General features: G+C 73.3%; 16 protein-coding genes. 10 read left to right on the top strand and 6 right to left on the bottom strand.

All coding sequences use genetic code 11. The features are described 5' to 3' along the window. Positions 1–86 precede the first annotated feature (86 nt). From ACFZBD_RS00790 to ACFZBD_RS00770, 5 genes are all read right to left on the bottom strand, one after another. A complete protein-coding gene (locus ACFZBD_RS00790) occupies positions 87–1,382 on the bottom strand; it encodes an FAD-dependent oxidoreductase (RefSeq protein WP_391133107.1) in 1,296 nt (431 codons plus the stop codon). 220 nt (positions 1,383–1,602) lie between these two features. Continuing rightward, positions 1,603–3,714, bottom strand: a complete 2,112-nt coding sequence (locus tag ACFZBD_RS00785) for an MMPL family transporter (RefSeq protein WP_391133103.1) — start codon at positions 3,712–3,714, stop codon at positions 1,603–1,605. A 174-nt stretch (positions 3,715–3,888) separates the two neighbouring features. After that, a complete protein-coding gene (locus ACFZBD_RS00780) occupies positions 3,889–4,386 on the bottom strand; it encodes a MarR family transcriptional regulator (RefSeq protein ID WP_391133100.1) in 498 nt (165 codons plus the stop codon). A 78-nt stretch (positions 4,387–4,464) separates the two neighbouring features. Then, on the bottom strand, positions 4,465–5,043 hold the full coding sequence (locus ACFZBD_RS00775; RefSeq protein WP_391133097.1) for a fasciclin domain-containing protein: 579 nt from the start codon (positions 5,041–5,043) through the stop codon (positions 4,465–4,467). Positions 5,044–5,235: 192 nt separating this feature from the next. After that, the gene (locus ACFZBD_RS00770) at positions 5,236–5,847 is read right to left on the bottom strand and encodes a sigma-70 family RNA polymerase sigma factor (RefSeq protein ID WP_391133094.1); all 612 of its coding nucleotides are present in this window, start codon (positions 5,845–5,847) and stop codon (positions 5,236–5,238) included. A 183-nt stretch (positions 5,848–6,030) separates the two neighbouring features. Here ACFZBD_RS00770 and ACFZBD_RS00765 point away from each other — a divergent pair, with 183 nt between their 5' ends. From ACFZBD_RS00765 to ACFZBD_RS00735, 7 genes are all read left to right on the top strand, one after another. Continuing rightward, complete coding sequence (locus tag ACFZBD_RS00765) at positions 6,031–7,197, top strand: MerR family transcriptional regulator (protein ID WP_391133091.1); 1,167 nt, start codon at positions 6,031–6,033, stop codon at positions 7,195–7,197. A gap of 281 nt (positions 7,198–7,478) precedes the next feature. Beyond that, positions 7,479–8,681: an ATP-binding protein gene (locus ACFZBD_RS00760; protein ID WP_391133088.1), complete on the top strand. Its 1,203-nt coding sequence runs from the start codon at positions 7,479–7,481 to the stop codon at positions 8,679–8,681. Continuing rightward, complete coding sequence (locus ACFZBD_RS00755) at positions 8,678–9,097, top strand: roadblock/LC7 domain-containing protein (RefSeq protein WP_391133085.1); 420 nt, start codon at positions 8,678–8,680, stop codon at positions 9,095–9,097. Before ACFZBD_RS00760 ends, ACFZBD_RS00755 begins: the two co-directional genes overlap by 4 nt. Next, positions 9,094–9,471, top strand: coding sequence for a DUF742 domain-containing protein (locus ACFZBD_RS00750; protein WP_391133082.1), 378 nt, complete (start codon positions 9,094–9,096; stop codon positions 9,469–9,471). Before ACFZBD_RS00755 ends, ACFZBD_RS00750 begins: the two co-directional genes overlap by 4 nt. After that, positions 9,446–10,039, top strand: coding sequence for an ATP/GTP-binding protein (locus ACFZBD_RS00745; RefSeq protein WP_391133079.1), 594 nt, complete (start codon positions 9,446–9,448; stop codon positions 10,037–10,039). The genes ACFZBD_RS00750 and ACFZBD_RS00745 overlap by 26 nt, the downstream gene beginning before the upstream one ends. An 8-nt stretch (positions 10,040–10,047) precedes the next feature. Then, a complete protein-coding gene (locus ACFZBD_RS00740) occupies positions 10,048–11,397 on the top strand; it encodes a cytochrome P450 (RefSeq protein ID WP_391133076.1) in 1,350 nt (449 codons plus the stop codon). 283 nt (positions 11,398–11,680) lie between these two features. Beyond that, positions 11,681–12,814 carry a tryptophan dimethylallyltransferase family protein gene (locus ACFZBD_RS00735; RefSeq protein ID WP_391133073.1) on the top strand — a complete coding sequence of 378 codons (1,134 nt, stop codon included), beginning with the start codon at positions 11,681–11,683 and terminating at the stop codon, positions 12,812–12,814. Between the two features lie 167 nt (positions 12,815–12,981). Here the strand turns inward: ACFZBD_RS00735 and ACFZBD_RS00730 are convergent, their stop codons facing one another. Then, positions 12,982–13,224, bottom strand: coding sequence for a DUF5302 family protein (locus tag ACFZBD_RS00730; RefSeq protein ID WP_391133070.1), 243 nt, complete (start codon positions 13,222–13,224; stop codon positions 12,982–12,984). 237 nt (positions 13,225–13,461) lie between these two features. On the opposite strand from ACFZBD_RS00730, the gene ACFZBD_RS00725 reads away from it, so the two are divergent. The 3 genes from ACFZBD_RS00725 (at position 13,462) to ACFZBD_RS00715 (ending at position 15,485) form a co-directional block, all read left to right on the top strand. Continuing rightward, positions 13,462–14,286, top strand: coding sequence for a DUF1684 domain-containing protein (locus tag ACFZBD_RS00725; protein ID WP_391133067.1), 825 nt, complete (start codon positions 13,462–13,464; stop codon positions 14,284–14,286). Between the two features lie 226 nt (positions 14,287–14,512). Then, positions 14,513–14,872: a membrane protein insertion efficiency factor YidD gene (yidD, locus tag ACFZBD_RS00720; protein ID WP_391135834.1), complete on the top strand. Its 360-nt coding sequence runs from the start codon at positions 14,513–14,515 to the stop codon at positions 14,870–14,872. Between the two features lie 241 nt (positions 14,873–15,113). Next, on the top strand, positions 15,114–15,485 hold the full coding sequence (locus ACFZBD_RS00715) for a hypothetical protein (RefSeq protein ID WP_391133064.1): 372 nt from the start codon (positions 15,114–15,116) through the stop codon (positions 15,483–15,485). Positions 15,486–15,495 lie beyond the last annotated feature (10 nt).

Raw genomic sequence — 15,495 nt, 5'->3', positions numbered from 1 at the left:
TCGACGCCGACTCTTCCGGGCCGGACCCGGATACGGATGCGCGCGGCCTCCGCCGCCGTCTCGCGGACGCCCGCACACCCGGCCGCTCATTCCCCCCGCGTACGGCTCGCCGCCCCGGCCGCGACCGGCAGGTCGGCCAGCACCTCCCGGGCGGCCCGGCTGCCGGAGGCCAGCGCGCCCTGGACGGAGCCGGTGGCGCGGTGGTCGCCGCAGACGTACCGGCCGGCCGCGAAGCGGGTCGTTCGGCTCAGCGGCCAGGGCGGCCGCATCGCGGGCAGCGCGGCGTCCACGGTGTACGCGGCGACGGGCTCCCAGCCCCGCGTGTCGGTGCCGTACAGCGCCGCCAGGCGTTCCCGTACCGCGGGCTCACCCCCCGGCGGCCCGGCGCCGAGCACGGAGGTGGACACCAGGGAGGTGCCGGCCGGGGCGTAGGTCGGGGTGACCTCGGAGAGGACGCAGGTGTTGAGGACGGCCAGGGTGCTGTCCACCACCAGGATCGGCTCGGGCAGCGGCGACGCCTCGGCCGCGTGGTAGTACGTCGTCACCGTGCGGGTGTCCGGCACCGCGAGGCCGGGGAGCAGGCGGGCCGCGGTGAGGGCGTCCGTCGCCACGACGACCGTGGCCGCGGCCCGCTCCCGCCCGTCCGCCAGCAGCACGCCCGCCTCGGTGATCTCGGCGACCGGCGCATCGAGCCGGAGCACGCCGTCCGGAAGGCTCCGCGCGAGCTGGGCCGGCACGGCGCCGATGCCGTCGGCGGGCAGGCAGAGCGTCCCGCGCGCCATGCTGCGCCACACGAGGTGGAAGAAGCGGGCCGAGGTCTCCAGCTCCTCTTCGAGGAAGACCCCGGCCAGGAACGGCCGCAGCAGGTCGTCGACGACGTCCGAGGAGAGTCCGACGCGGTCGAGCACGGCCGCCGTGGAGGTGTCGCCCCGCCGCCTGAGCCTGCCGACCGGAAGGAGGACGTCGCCGAGCGTCAGCCCCGCGAGGACGGCCAGGTCCCGGGCGGACAGGGCCCGCCCGGGCAGCAGGTTGGCCGCCTCGGCCGGGCGTCGCGTCGGATCCGTGAGGCGGACGCGGCCGGTGGGGGTGACGGCCACGAGCCCCGGAGTGAACGGCCGCAGGCGCAGGTCCCGCAGGTCGAGCCGCGCCTTCACCTGGGGGTAGGAGGTGTTGAAGACCTGGAAGCCGCGGTCGAGGAGGAACCCGTCCCGGCGGTCCGTGCGCATCCGGCCGCCGACGCCGTCGGAGGCTTCGAGCAGTTCGACGCGCTGCCCTGCCCTGCCGAGGTCCAGGGCGCAGGCCAGGCCGGCGAGGCCGGCGCCGACGACGACCGTGTCGGCGGTGCCCGCCCCCGGCCGCGTCCCGTTCTGCTGGGTGGTCATCCGTGCTCCTCGCCCCGTGCCGTCACGCGCCCAAGGTGCGGAGCCCTGCCGCACCCGCCCAGCCGACCACGAGCGGTCCCGCGATGCCAGGCGCCGCCACGCGGCTGGACCGAACGGGGGACGGGGAGAACGGGGAGAACAGGGAGAACGCGGGACGGGGAGAACGGGGGGCGGGGGAGCGGGCCCTCAGGTGAAGGGCCCGTCCGCGGCGGCCGCGGGGTCAGGCTCCCCTGCCGGGCGCCGCCGCGCCCGTGTCCTCGCCGGCCTCCGCCCGGCTGAGCCGCCCGGGCCACCACGCCTTCCGGCCGATGTCCACGACCAGCGCCGGTACGAGCAGCGACCGCACGACGAGGGTGTCGAGGAGGACGCCGAAGGCGACGATGAACGCGATCTGGACCATGAACGCCAGCGGGACGACACCGAGGGCGGCAAAGGTCGCCGCGAGGACGACGCCGGCCGAGGTGATGACGCCGCCGGTGGCGGTGAGGCCGCGCAGGACCCCCTGACGTGTCCCGTGGGCCAGCGACTCCTCGCGGACGCGGGACATCAGGAAGATGTTGTAGTCCACCCCGAGGGCCACGAGGAAGACGAAGCCGTACAGCGGGACCGAGGCGTCCGTGCCCGAGAAGCCGAAGACGCCCTGGAAGACGAGCGCCGACACGCCCAGGGTGGCCAGGAAGTTGAGGGCGACCGTCGCGATCAGCAGGACGGGCATGACGAGTGACCTGAGCAGTCCGATCAGGATGACGAGGATGATCGCCAGGACGACGGGGACGATGAGCATGCGGTCGCGCTCGGACGTCTGCTGGGTGTCGTACTGCTGGGCGGTGTAGCCCCCGACGAGCGCGTCCGCGCCGGGGACGGCGTGCACCGCCTCGCGCAGGCGGGCGACGGTGTCCTTGGCCGCGTCGCTGTCGGCGGGGGCCGCGAGGGTGACGTCGATCCTGGCCCTGCCGTCCACGACCAGCGGGGCTCCGCCGCCCGGCCGCCCCGACGCGGTCAGGGGGGCGGCGGAGGACACCCCCTCCGTCCCCTCGGCGGCCTGCCGCACCTGCGGGAGCCGGTCGGCGTCGGTGAGGACGACGGCCGGGTTCCCGGAGCCGCCCGGGAAGTGCTCTGCCAGGGTGGCCTGCGCGGCGACGGAGGGGGCGTCGTTCACGAAGATCTCGTCGAGCGGCACGCCCCGCGAGTCCAGGGTGGGTGCGAAGGCGGCGCAGGCGAGCAGGGCGGCGAGGGTGACGGCCCAGACCTTGCGAGGGGCCCGGTCGACCAGCGCGGCCACCCGCCCCCACACGCCGTGGCCGTCCGCGGGCTTCGGCTTGGCCGGCCAGTACGCGCTCCGGCCGAGGAGGACCAGGACCGCGGGCAGGAAGGTGAGCGTGCTCAGCACGGCGCAGACGATGCCGATGGCACCGACGGGTCCGAGCGCGCGGTTGTTGGTGAGGTCGCTGAGCAGCAGCGCGAGCAGCCCCAGGGCGACGGTGGCGGCGCTCGCGGTGATCGGGCCGGACGACCGGCGGAGGGCGGCGCGCATCGCTGTGAACCGGTCCGCGTGGCGGGTCAGTTCCTCGCGGAAGCGCGCGGTGAGGAGGAGCGCGTAGTCGGTGGCGGCGCCGATGACGAGGATGGACAGGATGCCCTGGACCTGTCCGTCGACGCGCACGACATCGCGGTCGGCGAGCGCGTACACGACCGCGCAGGCCAGGCCGAGGGCGAAGACGGCGCCGAGGATGACGACGAACGGCAGCAGCAGACTCCGGTACACGAGCAGGAGGATCACCAGGACGGTCACCAGCGCCACGACGAGCAGCAGCCCGTCGATCCCGGCGAAGGCGTCGGACAGGTCGGCCTGGCTCGCGGCCGGCCCGGCGATCCGGGCCGTGGTGCCGGGCACGGTCTCCGCCGCCGTCCGGATCCGCTCCAGGGCGTCCGGCAACTGTTCACCGAGGTCGGGCCGGAGCGGTACGACTCCCTGGAGCGCCCGGCCGTCGGCGGACGGCAGCGCGGGGGAGGCCTTGCCCGCGGTGCCGGGCGTCCCGTCGAGGGAGGCGAGAGCCGCGGTGGCGGCCTGCCGTTGTCCGGTCGTGATCCGGGCGTCGGAGGAGGCGGTCCAGACGACGATCGCGGGCAGCGTCTCCTGGCGGCGGAAGTCCTTGCCGGCCTCGATCACCTGAGTGGATTCGGCGTTCTGGGGCAGGAAGGCGGCCTGGTCGTTGGTGGCCACCTCGCCGAGTTTCCCGGCGTAGGGGCCGAGGGTCCCGCCGATGCCGAGCCAGGTGAGCAGGAGCAGGACGGGCACCGTCCACCGGGCGACCGAAGCGAAGCTGAACATGGCACTCCATGAGAGGCGGGCGAAGGCGCGATGACTCAATCATCAAGTATCTCAATGATTGAAGTACTTTCTCACGCCGACGCGCCGTGCGACGAAGCGGGGTTACGGGATGCGGAGGTACGGGACGCGGGGTTACGGGATGCGCGGGTACGGGACCGGAGGTGCGCGCCGGGTCTAGTGCGCTTCGCGCAGCTCTTCCAGCTCGCGGTTCAGGGCGGTGAGGAAGCGCAGGGCCACGGCCAGCTCCTCGTCGCTGAACCCCTCCTGCGCGCGGGCGGTCGCCGCCGCCAGCGGCATGAAGTGCGCGCGGGCGGCCGACCGGGCACCGGCCGCGTAATGCAGGTGGACGACCCGGCGGTCGGCGCTCTCCCGCGCCCTGCGGACGTGGCCGGCCCGTTCCAGACGGTCCAGGCAGGCGGTCACGGCCCCCGAGGTCAGCCCGAGGTGCTCGCGCAGCCGGCCCGGGGTCAGCGGGGTCTCGGCGTCCAGGATCGCGGCCAGCGCCGCGATGTCGGTGGCGTGCAGCCCCTGCGCGGCGGCGAAGGAGTGGGCCAACCGGTTCATCTCGCCGTTCAGGAACCGCAGCCGTACCGCGAAGGCCTGCAGCTCACGGCCCCCGGGGGCGGCACCCGCCGTCGCGTCCGGCCGCGCCGCCTTGTTCGTCCTCGCCATGGGGGCAGCCTATAGAGGGGGGACGTGAAGTCCCCCCTCTGGGTGGTGCCCCGGCGGCGGGGCGGGCGGCGGCTCGCGTCACGGCTTCGGCATGAGGACCGTGTCGACGACGTGGACCGTCGCGTTGTCCGTCTCCACGTCACCGCAGACGATCTGCGCGGAGTCGTTCACCTTGAAGGAGTTCCCGGAACCGGAGGTGGTCACCGGGTCGCCCTGCAGGGTGGTGAACGATCCGTTCGGCAGCTTGTCGCGCGTCACCGTCTCGTCCACGACGTGGTAGGTCAGGAGATTGGTCAACTGCTCCTTGTCGTTCAGGATCTTGTCCAGATCGGCCTTCGGTATCTTCGCGAACGCGTCGTTGGTCGGCGCGAACACGGTGATGTCCTCGGCGTTGTTCAAGGTGTCCACCAGACCGGCCTTCTGCACGGCGGCGGCCAGCGTGGACAGGGCGGGGTTGTTCGACGCCGCGGTGGCGACGGGGTCGTCGGCCATTCCGGCGGCGCTGCCCTCGCCGCTCGTCGGCAGCGAGGCGCAGGCGGGCCCGAACGGTTCCTGTACGGGCCCCGCGTGGGCCGCGGGCGCGAGCGCGAGGGCCAGGGGGAAGAGGAGCGCACCGGCTCCGGTGAGGGCGGCGACCCTGACGCGATGGGTGTTCATGAGGTGCACCTTTCCGGGAAACGCAGGTGGCGGGCGTCTGCCGCCGTGCCGCCTGCTCATGGGGTGTTCGCCGTTCGTGTGTCCTTCGGATGCCGGAAGCGGGATGCCGGGAGGCTGGTGTCGAGTGCCTGGTGCCGGGTCCGGGGTGCCGGGTGTGGCGGGTGGTCGTGGACGTCGTACGGAAGGGGGCGGCTAAGCCCGGTGGGCGCCGCCTTCCTCGATGCGTCGGCGCAGCAGGTGCATCCCGCGGCGCGCGTGACTCTTCACGGTGCCGAGCGGCAGGCCCGTGCGCTGCGCGATCTGGACCTGCGTGAGGTCGCCGTAGAAGGCGAGGGCGAGGATCTCCCGCTGCGCCCGGGGCAGCCTGCGCAGCTCGTCCGTCATGACCACCTGGTCCAGGACGGTCTCCGGCCCGGGGCCGGACGGCAGGCGGGCCGGGGCGCTTCCCGCGGCGGCGGCCGCGATCTCGGCGCGGCGGGTCCGCGCGGCGAGCGCGTCGACGATCTTGCGGCGGGTGATGCCCGTGAGCCAGGCGCCCAGGGAGCCCCGCTCCGGACGGAAGCCCGCCCTGCCGCGCCAGGCGGCCAGGAAGACGAGCTGGGTGACGTCCTCCGCCTCCTTGGAGTCGCCGAGAGTGCGGGCGGCCATGGTGTGCACCAGGACGCCCCACTGGCGGTAGATCGCCGCGAACGCCTCCTCGTCGCCCCGCAGCAGCCCGCTCGCCAGCTCGTCGGATTCGTCGTTCTCGTGGACGGGCGGGCGGGGATCGGCGAGGAGACGCTGCTCCACCTGCGTTGCGGTCATGATGCGCTCCCTCCGTCCCGGCGGACCGGCGTCCTGGGCATGTGCGGCCTTCGCGGTCCGTGATCGTGGGCGCCGCCTCCGCTCCGGCGGCCGGTGGCGGTCGCGGGTGTTCGATGACCTCAGTGTCGGAGCTGAGAAACGACGCAAGCAACATGCGTCGTTTGTGCGTCGTATGGTGGGTGTGTGACCGACGCGGCACGGGGGAGCGAGGGCAAGGGGGCGGGGCCCGGCACGGCCGGGCTCACCACCGGCTCCGTGGCGCGCCGTTTCGGTGTCGCCCCGACCACCCTGCGCTCGTGGGACCAGCGGTACGGCATCGGGCCCGCCGCCCGCGTGGGCGGCAAGCACCGCCGCTGGACCGCCGCGGACCTCGCCCTGCTGGAGCGCATGTTCGCCCTCACCAACGCGGGCCTGCCCCCGGCCGAGGCCGCGCGGGTGGCCCGTGCCGACGCCGCCTCCGGTGCCGTTCCCGCGCCGGACTCGCCGCCCGGCTCGTCGCCCCGCTCGTCGCCCGGTTCGTCGCCCGGCGCCGACCGCGCCGCCTCGCCCGGTGGCGCGCCCGCCCCCGCGTCCCCGCCTTCCGCTTCGGAGACGCCTGAGGAGCCGGAGGAGGCGTCACGTGCGGGATCCGGCCCCGAGCCGGCGAGCATCCGGCGCACCACCCGCTCCGCGCCGCCCCGCCCGAGCCGTGCCGGGGGCGGGCTCGGACTGGGGAACGCCCGGATCGAGTGCCGGGGCCTCGCCCGCGCCGCGCTGCGGCTCGACGCGATCGCCGTCGACCGCCTCCTCGAAGCGGCCATCGCCGAGCACGGTCTCGTCACGGCGTGGACGGAGGTCATCGTGCCCACCCTGCGGGCCGTGGGCCGCAAGTGGCAGACCTCCGGGGAGCGGTACGTCGAGGTGGAGCACCTCCTGTCGTGGCACGTCTCGACGGCGCTGCACCGTCGCCGGGGCGCACCCCCGGAACGCGCGACCGACGGCCTCGCGCTCCTCGCCTGCGTCCCCGGCGAGACCCACGCCCTGCCGATCGAGGCGCTGGCCTCGGCCCTGTACGAACGCGGCCTGCCCCTGCGGATGTTCGGCGCCGCGCTCCCCGCCGAGGCCCTGATCGAGGCCGTCCGCCGGACGGGTCCCGACGTCGTGGTCCTGTGGGCCCAGTCCCGGACCACGGCGAGCCGCCCACTCGCCCAGCACGTGGCGCAGATGACCTGGGGCGTCCGGGGCGCCCGCCGCAGCCCCGTGGTGCTCACCGTCGGCCCGGGCTGGACGGCCCCGCGCGTGCCGGGCACGCTGCGGCCCCTCGCCCTGGCGGAGGCCGTGGACGCCGTGGAGGCGGCCCTTCACAGCTGAGTTGCGGTCAACCACCGCTGATGTCAGGGGTGTTCGCCGTGCAGCCCCTGACAGCCGGACGGTCGAGAGTGGTCAATATCCACCAGAAATCCCCATATTGACGAACAGTCAGGTGTTCATTTGCGATGATACGATCATCGCGTTTACCGGAGTGGCGGACAGGTGTACGACGCCATCGGCCACGGGGGACGACAGGGGGCACTCCGGTACGGACGGTCTGCCGGTCCGCCCGCATGGACGGAGTTTCGGCAGCCGACCGTCAGTCGTCTGAAGAGAGTCTTATGACGCATCACATACAAAGTCCAGTGCTCTGGGCCCTCCTCGTCGCCGTCCTCGGTGCAGTCGTCGTCATCGTCCGTCAACGCCGGACGGCACGGACCCTGCTGCGCGACATCGACGGGCTCAAGGCCCACTACGCCGAGCTCGAGAGCGGTTACGCGAAGTCCGTGGAGGCGGAGAAGGAACGCGCCCAGGAGTCGACGAAGACGGTCCTCAAGTCCGCGATGCGGACGCTCCAAGGTCTCGCCGCGGAACAGCAGTTGGTCATCTCCGGACTGCAGAACAAGTACGGCGAGTCGGTCATCCTCCAGGACCTCCTGGAGATCGACCACACCAACTCCCAGTTCGGCCGGCGCGCGCAGTCCATCGCCGTGCTGTGCGACGGCTGGCTGGGCCGGCAGCGTGAGGTCGCCTCCGTCTACGACGTGGTCCGCAGTGCGCAGGGCCGCGTCCGCCACTTCCGGCGCGTCGAGATCCTGTCGCAGGTCGACTTCGGCATCACCAGCCGGGCCGTCGAACCGGTGGCGCTCGCCCTCGCCGAACTGCTCGACAACGCCACCAGCTACTCCAGTCCCGACACCGTCGTCGAGATCAACATCCGCACCGTCCCCAAGGGCGTCTGCATCGTCGTCGACGACGCCGGCGTGGGCATGAACGACGAGGAGCGGGCCAAGGCCGCGAAGCTCCTCTCCAGTGAACGGGTCACCGGCGTCTCGGGGCTCGGCAGCCCGCCGCAGTTCGGATTCGCGGTGATCGGTGTCCTCTGCGAGCGCTACGGATTCGAGGTGTCGGTGGACTCGGACTCGCCGTACGGAGGTGTCCGCGCCGTGCTCCTCCTGCCGCACGAGCTGCTCACCGCCATGCCGGACAAGCAGGCGCCGCCTCCCGCCGCTCCCGCCGTCCCGGCCGTGCCCGCGGTTCCGGCCGGTGCGATGCCGGAGGCGGGCGGGCCCGAGCCCGCCGTCGTCGCGGCGTCGACCGTCGACGGCCTCCCGAGGCGCCGCCGCAAGCGGCCGATGGCGATCGTGCCCGGCACCGCGCCGGCCACGCGCGCGCCCGCGGCGACCCGCTCCGGTGCGGAGACCGCGGCGATCCTGGGCGCCTTCCAGCGGGGCACGCAGTCCGGCCGGGTCACCGGCCCGGACGCGGCGCACGACACAGGCAGCACACACGATGCGAGCAGCGAAGGGCATGAGTTCTCGTGAACGACGATCTGTCATGGATGCTTGACAGCGCCTTGGAGATCCCCGGTGCGCTGCACGCGGTGCTGATCTCCGCCGACGGTCTGCTGATGGCCCGGACCCGGGACTTCGACAAGGACAACGCGGACACCGTCGCCGCCGCGATGAGCGGCGTGCAGTCGCTCAGCCGCTCGCTCGGGTTCTTCGTCGACGGCAGCCAGGGGGGTCACGGCGGCCGGCTGCGCTGGCGGCAGACCCTGGTCGAGTTCGACGGCGGCTGGGTCTTCCTGATCTCCGCCGGGGAGGGCGCCTACCTCGGCGTCTCGGCCTCGCCGGACGTCGACATGCAGGACATCTCCTTCCGGATGCAGCAGCTCGTCGGCCAGCTGGGCAAGGTCCTGATGACGCCGCCGCGCGAGAACCTCGGCGTCCGCTCATGACCGGATTCGGCGAACCGGAGTCCGAGGCCGCGGAGTTAGTGCGACCGTACGTCATCACCAAGGGCCGCGGTCTGCCCGACGCGGAGCAGCTGACCCTGATCACCCTGGTCACCGCGGTCGACGACCACCAGCAGCGGCCGACGCGCCTCTCCCCGGAGGAGCAGGGCCTGCTGGACCTGTGCACCGCCGGCTACCTCTCCGTCGCCGAGATCGCGGGGCACACCCGGCTGCCCATGGGAGTGGTGAAGATCCTCCTGTCCTCCCTGACCGAGGCCGGCTACCTCATCACCCGGCCTCCCGTCCAGCGTGCCTCGCTGGCGGACAAACACATCCTCGAGGAGGTGCTGCATGGGCTCCGCGCCAAGTTTGGATGAACGGGCGTACCTCCGTGACGGCGCGACGCAGACCGCGGTGAAGATCCTCGTCGTAGGACACTTCGCGGTCGGCAAGACCACCTTCATCGGTGCGATATCGGAGATCCCTCCGCTGTCCACCGAGGAGACGATGACCCGCGCCGGCGAGACCTTCGACGACCTCAAGGGCGTCCGGAGCAAGACGACCACCACGGTCGCCATGGACTTCGGCCGCCTCACCATCAACGAGCGCGTCGTCCTCTACCTGTTCGGAACGCCCGGCCAGCAGCGGTTCGTCCAGATGTGGGAGGACATGGCGAGGGGCGCGCTCGGCGCGCTGGTGCTCGTCGACCCCGAGCGGCTGGCGGACTCCTTCGCCGTGATCGACCTGATCGAGCAGTACGGCCTCGACTACGCGATCGCCATCAACCGCTTCGACGGCACACCCGACCGCGAGGTGCGGGCGCTGCGCGAGGCGCTGGACCTGCTCGACGACACCCCGGTCGTCACCTGCGACGCGCGGGACGAGAAATCGTCCGCCGACGCACTGATCACCCTCGTCCGCTATCTGCTGGACCGCGCTCACTAGGAACAGACATGGACGCTCAACCCACCGCACCCGTCCCCCCGCCCGGGTGCCCCGCCCACGGCGACGGCGGCCGGGTGCCGCTGTACGGGCCGGAGTTCGCGGCCGATCCGCAGGCGTACTACGGCTACCTGCGCCACTACGGCCCGACCGCGCCCGTGGAGCTCGCTCCCGGAGTGGAGGCCACCCTCGTCACCGACTACGCCATGGCGCTGCAACTCCTGCAGAACTCCAGCTCGTTCCGCAAGGACGCGCGGCGCTGGCGGGACCTCAACGAAGGACGGATCAGCCCGGACAACCCGGTCGTCCCCGTCCTCGCGTACCGGCCCAACTGCATGTTCAGCGACGGCGCGGAGCATCTGCGGCTGCGCCAGGCGGTGACGGACAGCATGGCCCGCGTCGACACCCGCAAGCTCAGCCGCAGCACCGAGCAGGTCTCCGAGTACCTGATCAGCCAGTTCGGCTCCCGCGGCTCCGCCGACCTGCTCGGCGACTACGCCAAGCAGCTGCCGCTCTTCGTGTTCAACGAACTCTTCGGCTGCCCGGCCGACATCGGCGACCGCGTCGTGTTCGGCATCACCGGCATGTTCGACGGGGTCAACGCCGAGAAGGCGGTCGAGGTCCTGTTCGGGGCCGTCGGCGAGCTGGTGGCGCTCAAGCGCGCCCGCCCGGGCGACGACGTCACCTCCTGGCTGATGCAGCACCAGGCGAACCTGACCGACGAGGAGATGGTCCACCAGCTCGCCCTCCTCCTGGTCGCGGGCAACGAACCGCTGCGCAACCTCATCGGCAACACCCTGCACCGGCTCCTCACCCACGACGCGTACGCCCACCGGGGCGGCCTGATCGACGAGGCCCTCGACGACACGCTGTGGGAGAACCCGCCGATGCAGAACCTGGCGGCGCACTACCCGGCGACGGACGTGGAGTTCGCCGGGGAGAAGTTCCGGGCGGGCGACCTCGTGCTGGTGAGCTTCGCCGCCGCCAACAGCGGCCCCGCGCTGACGGCCGCCCGTCAGGCCGGCAGCAACCGCGCGCACCTGGCCTGGAGCGCGGGCCCGCACGCCTGCCCGTCCAAGGACCCCGCACGGCAGATCACGGTGACCGCGATCGAGAACCTCTTCAACCACCTGCCCGACATCGAACTCGCCGTGCCCGAGGACAGCCTGACCTGGCGCCCCGGTCCCTTCAACCGCGGCCTCGCCACGCTGCCCGCCCGGTTCACCCCGGCCGGGACCGTACGCAGGGCGGCCCCGCAGGCGCAGCCCCAGGCGCCCGCGAACCCCGGCCCCGCGCAGGGCACGGCCACGCGCGAACGCGGCGGAAAGTGGAGCCAGTTCCTCAACTGGCTGACGAGGTGATCGTCACAACACCTCGCAGCCCCTTCCACACCGCATGAAACTCCAGCCTCACGGGTAGTGCACGCGGTGTTCCGTACCGCTACGAGGCAGAGGAGGTGTCGTGGACGACATAGTCGCCGACGCCGCTTTCGCGCAGGACCCGGCCGAATCCGACCCCCTCGATACCCGCCTCACCAGGCGGGTATCTTCTTGGGCGCCCCGGCCGCCGGTGGAGAGACGGCCGGGCGCCTCCGGGCCGGCCCGCCCGGAGACGCCCGGGGGCCGGACACTCGGCGGCCATACGGTGAGACAGGTGCTGCGCCTCTGCGAGGCGGCGGGGCTGGACGGAGCGGACTCCGCGGCCTACGCCCGGACGGTGCTCGCCGCCCTGGGTCCGGTCGCCGACCGGCCGCTCGACCTGCCGCCCCCCGACGACTCGTTCCTCTCCGACGACCACACCCCGGTGGAGTTCTCGCTCTCCTTCACCCCGCAGGGGGACCCGACCCTGCGGGTGCTGCTGGAACCCGGCTGCGGCGCCGGGGACATGGCACGGAACGGGCGCGCGGGCCTGCGGGTCGTCCGCGAGATGGCGCGGCGCTGGGGCTTCGGCACCAGGCCGTTGGACGAGGTGGAGGACCTCTTCTTCCCGCCGGATCCGCAGGGCCCCCTGGCGCTTTGGTGCGCGCTGGAGCTGCTGCCCGGCGGTGTCCCCAAGCTCAAGGTGTACCTGAACCCGGCGGCCTCCGGGCAGGAACGTTCCGCCGGGACCGTACGGGAGGCGCTGCGCCGGCTCGGCCACCACCGGGCGTTCGCCTCGCTGCCCGACGGCGACCGGCACCTCTTCCTCGCCCTGGACCTGGGTGCCTGGGAAGAGCCCCGGGTGAAGGTCTACCTCGCGCACCACGACCTGTCGGCGGGAGAGGCCGCCGGTCTCTCCCGCCTGGACGGCGGACCGGGGCGACGCGCGGTCACCTCGTTCTTCCACACGGCCGCCGCGCTCCCGGAAGCCGACGCCGCGGCCGGGACCGACGCCCTCGACCCCGCCGCCCCGGACCTGCGGCTCGACCGCCGTCCCGTCCAGTCCTGCCACGCCTTCACCGGTACGGCGACCGGCCGCCCCAGCGGCTTCACGCTCTACGTCCCCGTCCGTGACTACGCCGCCCACGACGGCGAGGCGCTCGACCGCGCGGTGTCCGTGCTCCGCGACCATGGGATGGACCCCGTCCCGCTCGTGCGCTCGGTCTCCGCCCTCACCTCGCGACGCCCGGAGGACGGCGTGGGGCTCATCGCCTACGTGGGCCTCGCCCACCACCAGGGCCGCCCGCCCCGGGTGACCGTCTACCTCTCCTCGGAGGCGTACGAGGTGAGGAAACCGGCCCCCGCACCGGCCGCCCGGACCACGTCCGTCGCCGGGAGCGGCGGCCCGGGGCCGAGCTGATCCGCCGGACGCGCCCTCACCTCCGCGTACTGCCGCTGCCGCGGCTGCGCCCGAAGGCCGTACGCGCCGCGGGAGCCGGCGTGCGCACCTACCGCAGGTGCGCCGGGTTCTCCTCGCCGGGACGGCCGTCGAGCCTGCGCGAGGATGCCCGGCCGCGCGAAATCGACTCAGCCGCCGCTCTTGCGCCTGAACGACCGCTGGCTCGCGGCAGGCCCGTGCGCCGCACGGACCTTCGACGCACCCGGCTTGGCGGCGACATCGGCCGCGTCCGCCTGCGTACCGCGCTTCTGTGCCAGGGCCTCACGGAACTTGCGCTTCAGGTCGTCGTTGCCGTCGCCGTCCGGGACCAGAGGGGGCGTCTCGGGGGAAGCCGGCTCCGAACCTTCCGTGGACACGGGCTCTGCGGTCATGGTGACCTCCTGGGTTCGGGGGTGGGGGGCACAGCTTGTCATGCCGGGCGCGGTGCCGGGCGCCGGCACCGTCATCCTGCTCCGTTTCGGCGGCAACCCCCTCTCGGGCGACTCTCGGGGAGGCAAGGCTCCCGTACACATGACGGACAAGAAGCTGTCACACGCGGACCGGAATGCGATCCCGGCGGGCGGCCGTTCTCACTGGAATGACGAGCCTCGCGTGACGAAGGAGAACGCATGACCACGGAAACCGGCACGACCGACCTCAAGGCCTTCACCGAGGAGTGGACGGAGTGGTACCGCGCCCAGGAGGCCAGGCTCGCCGACCCGCACGGGTTCCTGGCCGTCACCGGCCTGCACTGGCTGGACGACCGGCCGCAGCGCTTCCCCGACGCGCCCGGCACTTGGCACACCGGCCGCGACGGGGTCACGGTCCGGCTCGACGAGGGAGAGGAACTGGCCGTCGGCGGAACGCCGGTGCGGGGTGCACACCGTTTCGGCGTGATCGCCGAGCGCGGAAGCGTGGACGCTGTGTGGGGCGACGCCGTCATCGAGGTCGCCAAGCGCGGCGGCCATGACATCCTGCGCCCCCGGCACCCGGACGCGCCGCTGCGCACCGCCTTCGCCGGAACGCCCGCGTACGCCCCCGACCCGCGCTGGTCCCTGACGGGCCGGTACCTCCCCTTCGACGAGCCGCGGCCGACCACCGTGGGCGCGGCCGTCGAGGGCCTTGAGCACGTGTACGACGCCCCGGGCAGGATCGAGTTCGAGGTGCACGGACGTCAGTTGTCCCTGACCGCGTTCCCCGGACAGGGCGCCGGCCGGCTGATGGTGCTCTTCACCGACGCGACCTCCGGGGTCACCACCTACGCCGCCAACCGGGCCCTGTCCGTCGGGCCGCCCGAGGCCGACGGCACGGTCGTCCTGGACTTCAACCGCGCCGCGAACCTGCCGTGCGCCTACACGGATCTGGCCACCTGCCCGCTGCCGCCGACCGAGAACCGGCTGCCGGTCGCGATCGAGGCGGGCCTGAAGATCCCCCGCGAGCGCGGCGGTTCCTGAAGCCGGGCTGCCGGCCGCGGTGACGGCGGCCGGCGGCGTGCACCCCCTTCAGGCGCGGCCGGGAGGAGCCTCCTCCGGCGGATGGTGCGACGCGCCCGCGACGCGTCCATCCCTCCCTTTGTATGATCACGTGTCGATCAGGGTGGGGGAGACAGTGACGCGAAGCGGTGAGCGCGGCCGGGGGAAGAACGCGGACGGCGAAGGCTGCTGCGCGGCCACCCTCGACATGCTGTCCCACCCGTGCTGTTGCGGCGGCGTAGGGGTGCAGGCGGCTCTGCTGTCAGCCGTTCTGCGCCCTTCGCTCACGGCTGCCGGCCACGGCGCGGACCCCGTCGCGCCCCCTCCGGGCGGGCGGCTGGCCGCCGTGATGTACGGGTACGTACGCCACTACCGTGCCGAGGTCAGCCCGGCGCGGCCGGCGTGCTGCCCGTACACCCCGAGCTGTTCCACCTACGCGGTGCGGGCGCTCCACCGCCACGGCGCGCTTCGTGGCGGCGGGCTGATTCTGGGACGTCTGCTGCGCTGCCGGCCGGGTGCGGCCCGTCGCCGTGGCTTTCGTGACCCGGTCCCGCCCGCCCGCGACTGACCGCCCCCCCCGCCACCGAGGAGCGCCGGGCCTCGGTGGCGACGCCGGGTGGTGCGCCCCCGTGGGACGGGCGCAGACGTACGCGGCATGTGGTCGTCCCCCGCGACGACGCCGCGGGGACGCATGAGATCATCGTGTCCGCAGACCAGTGCCTGTGCTGCCGGTTCCGCCGGCCAGGGACGGAGCGGATCGACCGCACACCGGCCAGACCGCACGGCGGCTGCTGCCGGGGGGATGAAACGTGGAGAACAGCGGGATGCCGGGAGCGCTCCGGGCGGGTTCGCGTGCCGAGCGGGTGACCGAAGGGCTGACCGTCGCCGTGGCGTCGGCCCTCTCGGTCGGCCTGCTGGCCGGCCCGGCACTGATCTTCGGGACGACGGCCTGGCGTCTGGTCACCGACACCGGCACCACCGCGTTCAGCCGGTTCTTGGTGCCGCTGCTCGTCCTCGCCCTCCTGGCGCTGCCGTTCACCTCGGGCCGCTTCGTGTTCCGCGCGGGCCGGCGCAAGGGCAAGGAGCGCCTGACGGCGGCGGTCCCGGCGGTGCTGACGCTGCTCGGCACGTCCGTCGTGCCGTTCGCGGCCCTGTGCCTGGTCTTCGTGTACGCGGACTGACCTCGGGCCA

The sequence above is a fragment of the Streptomyces sp. NPDC008121 genome (genome assembly GCF_042957155.1).
Lineage (GTDB): Bacteria > Actinomycetota > Actinomycetes > Streptomycetales > Streptomycetaceae > Streptomyces.
The sequence above is the reverse complement of the archived record's forward strand: the minus strand, read 5'-3'. Positions and strand labels throughout refer to the sequence as shown.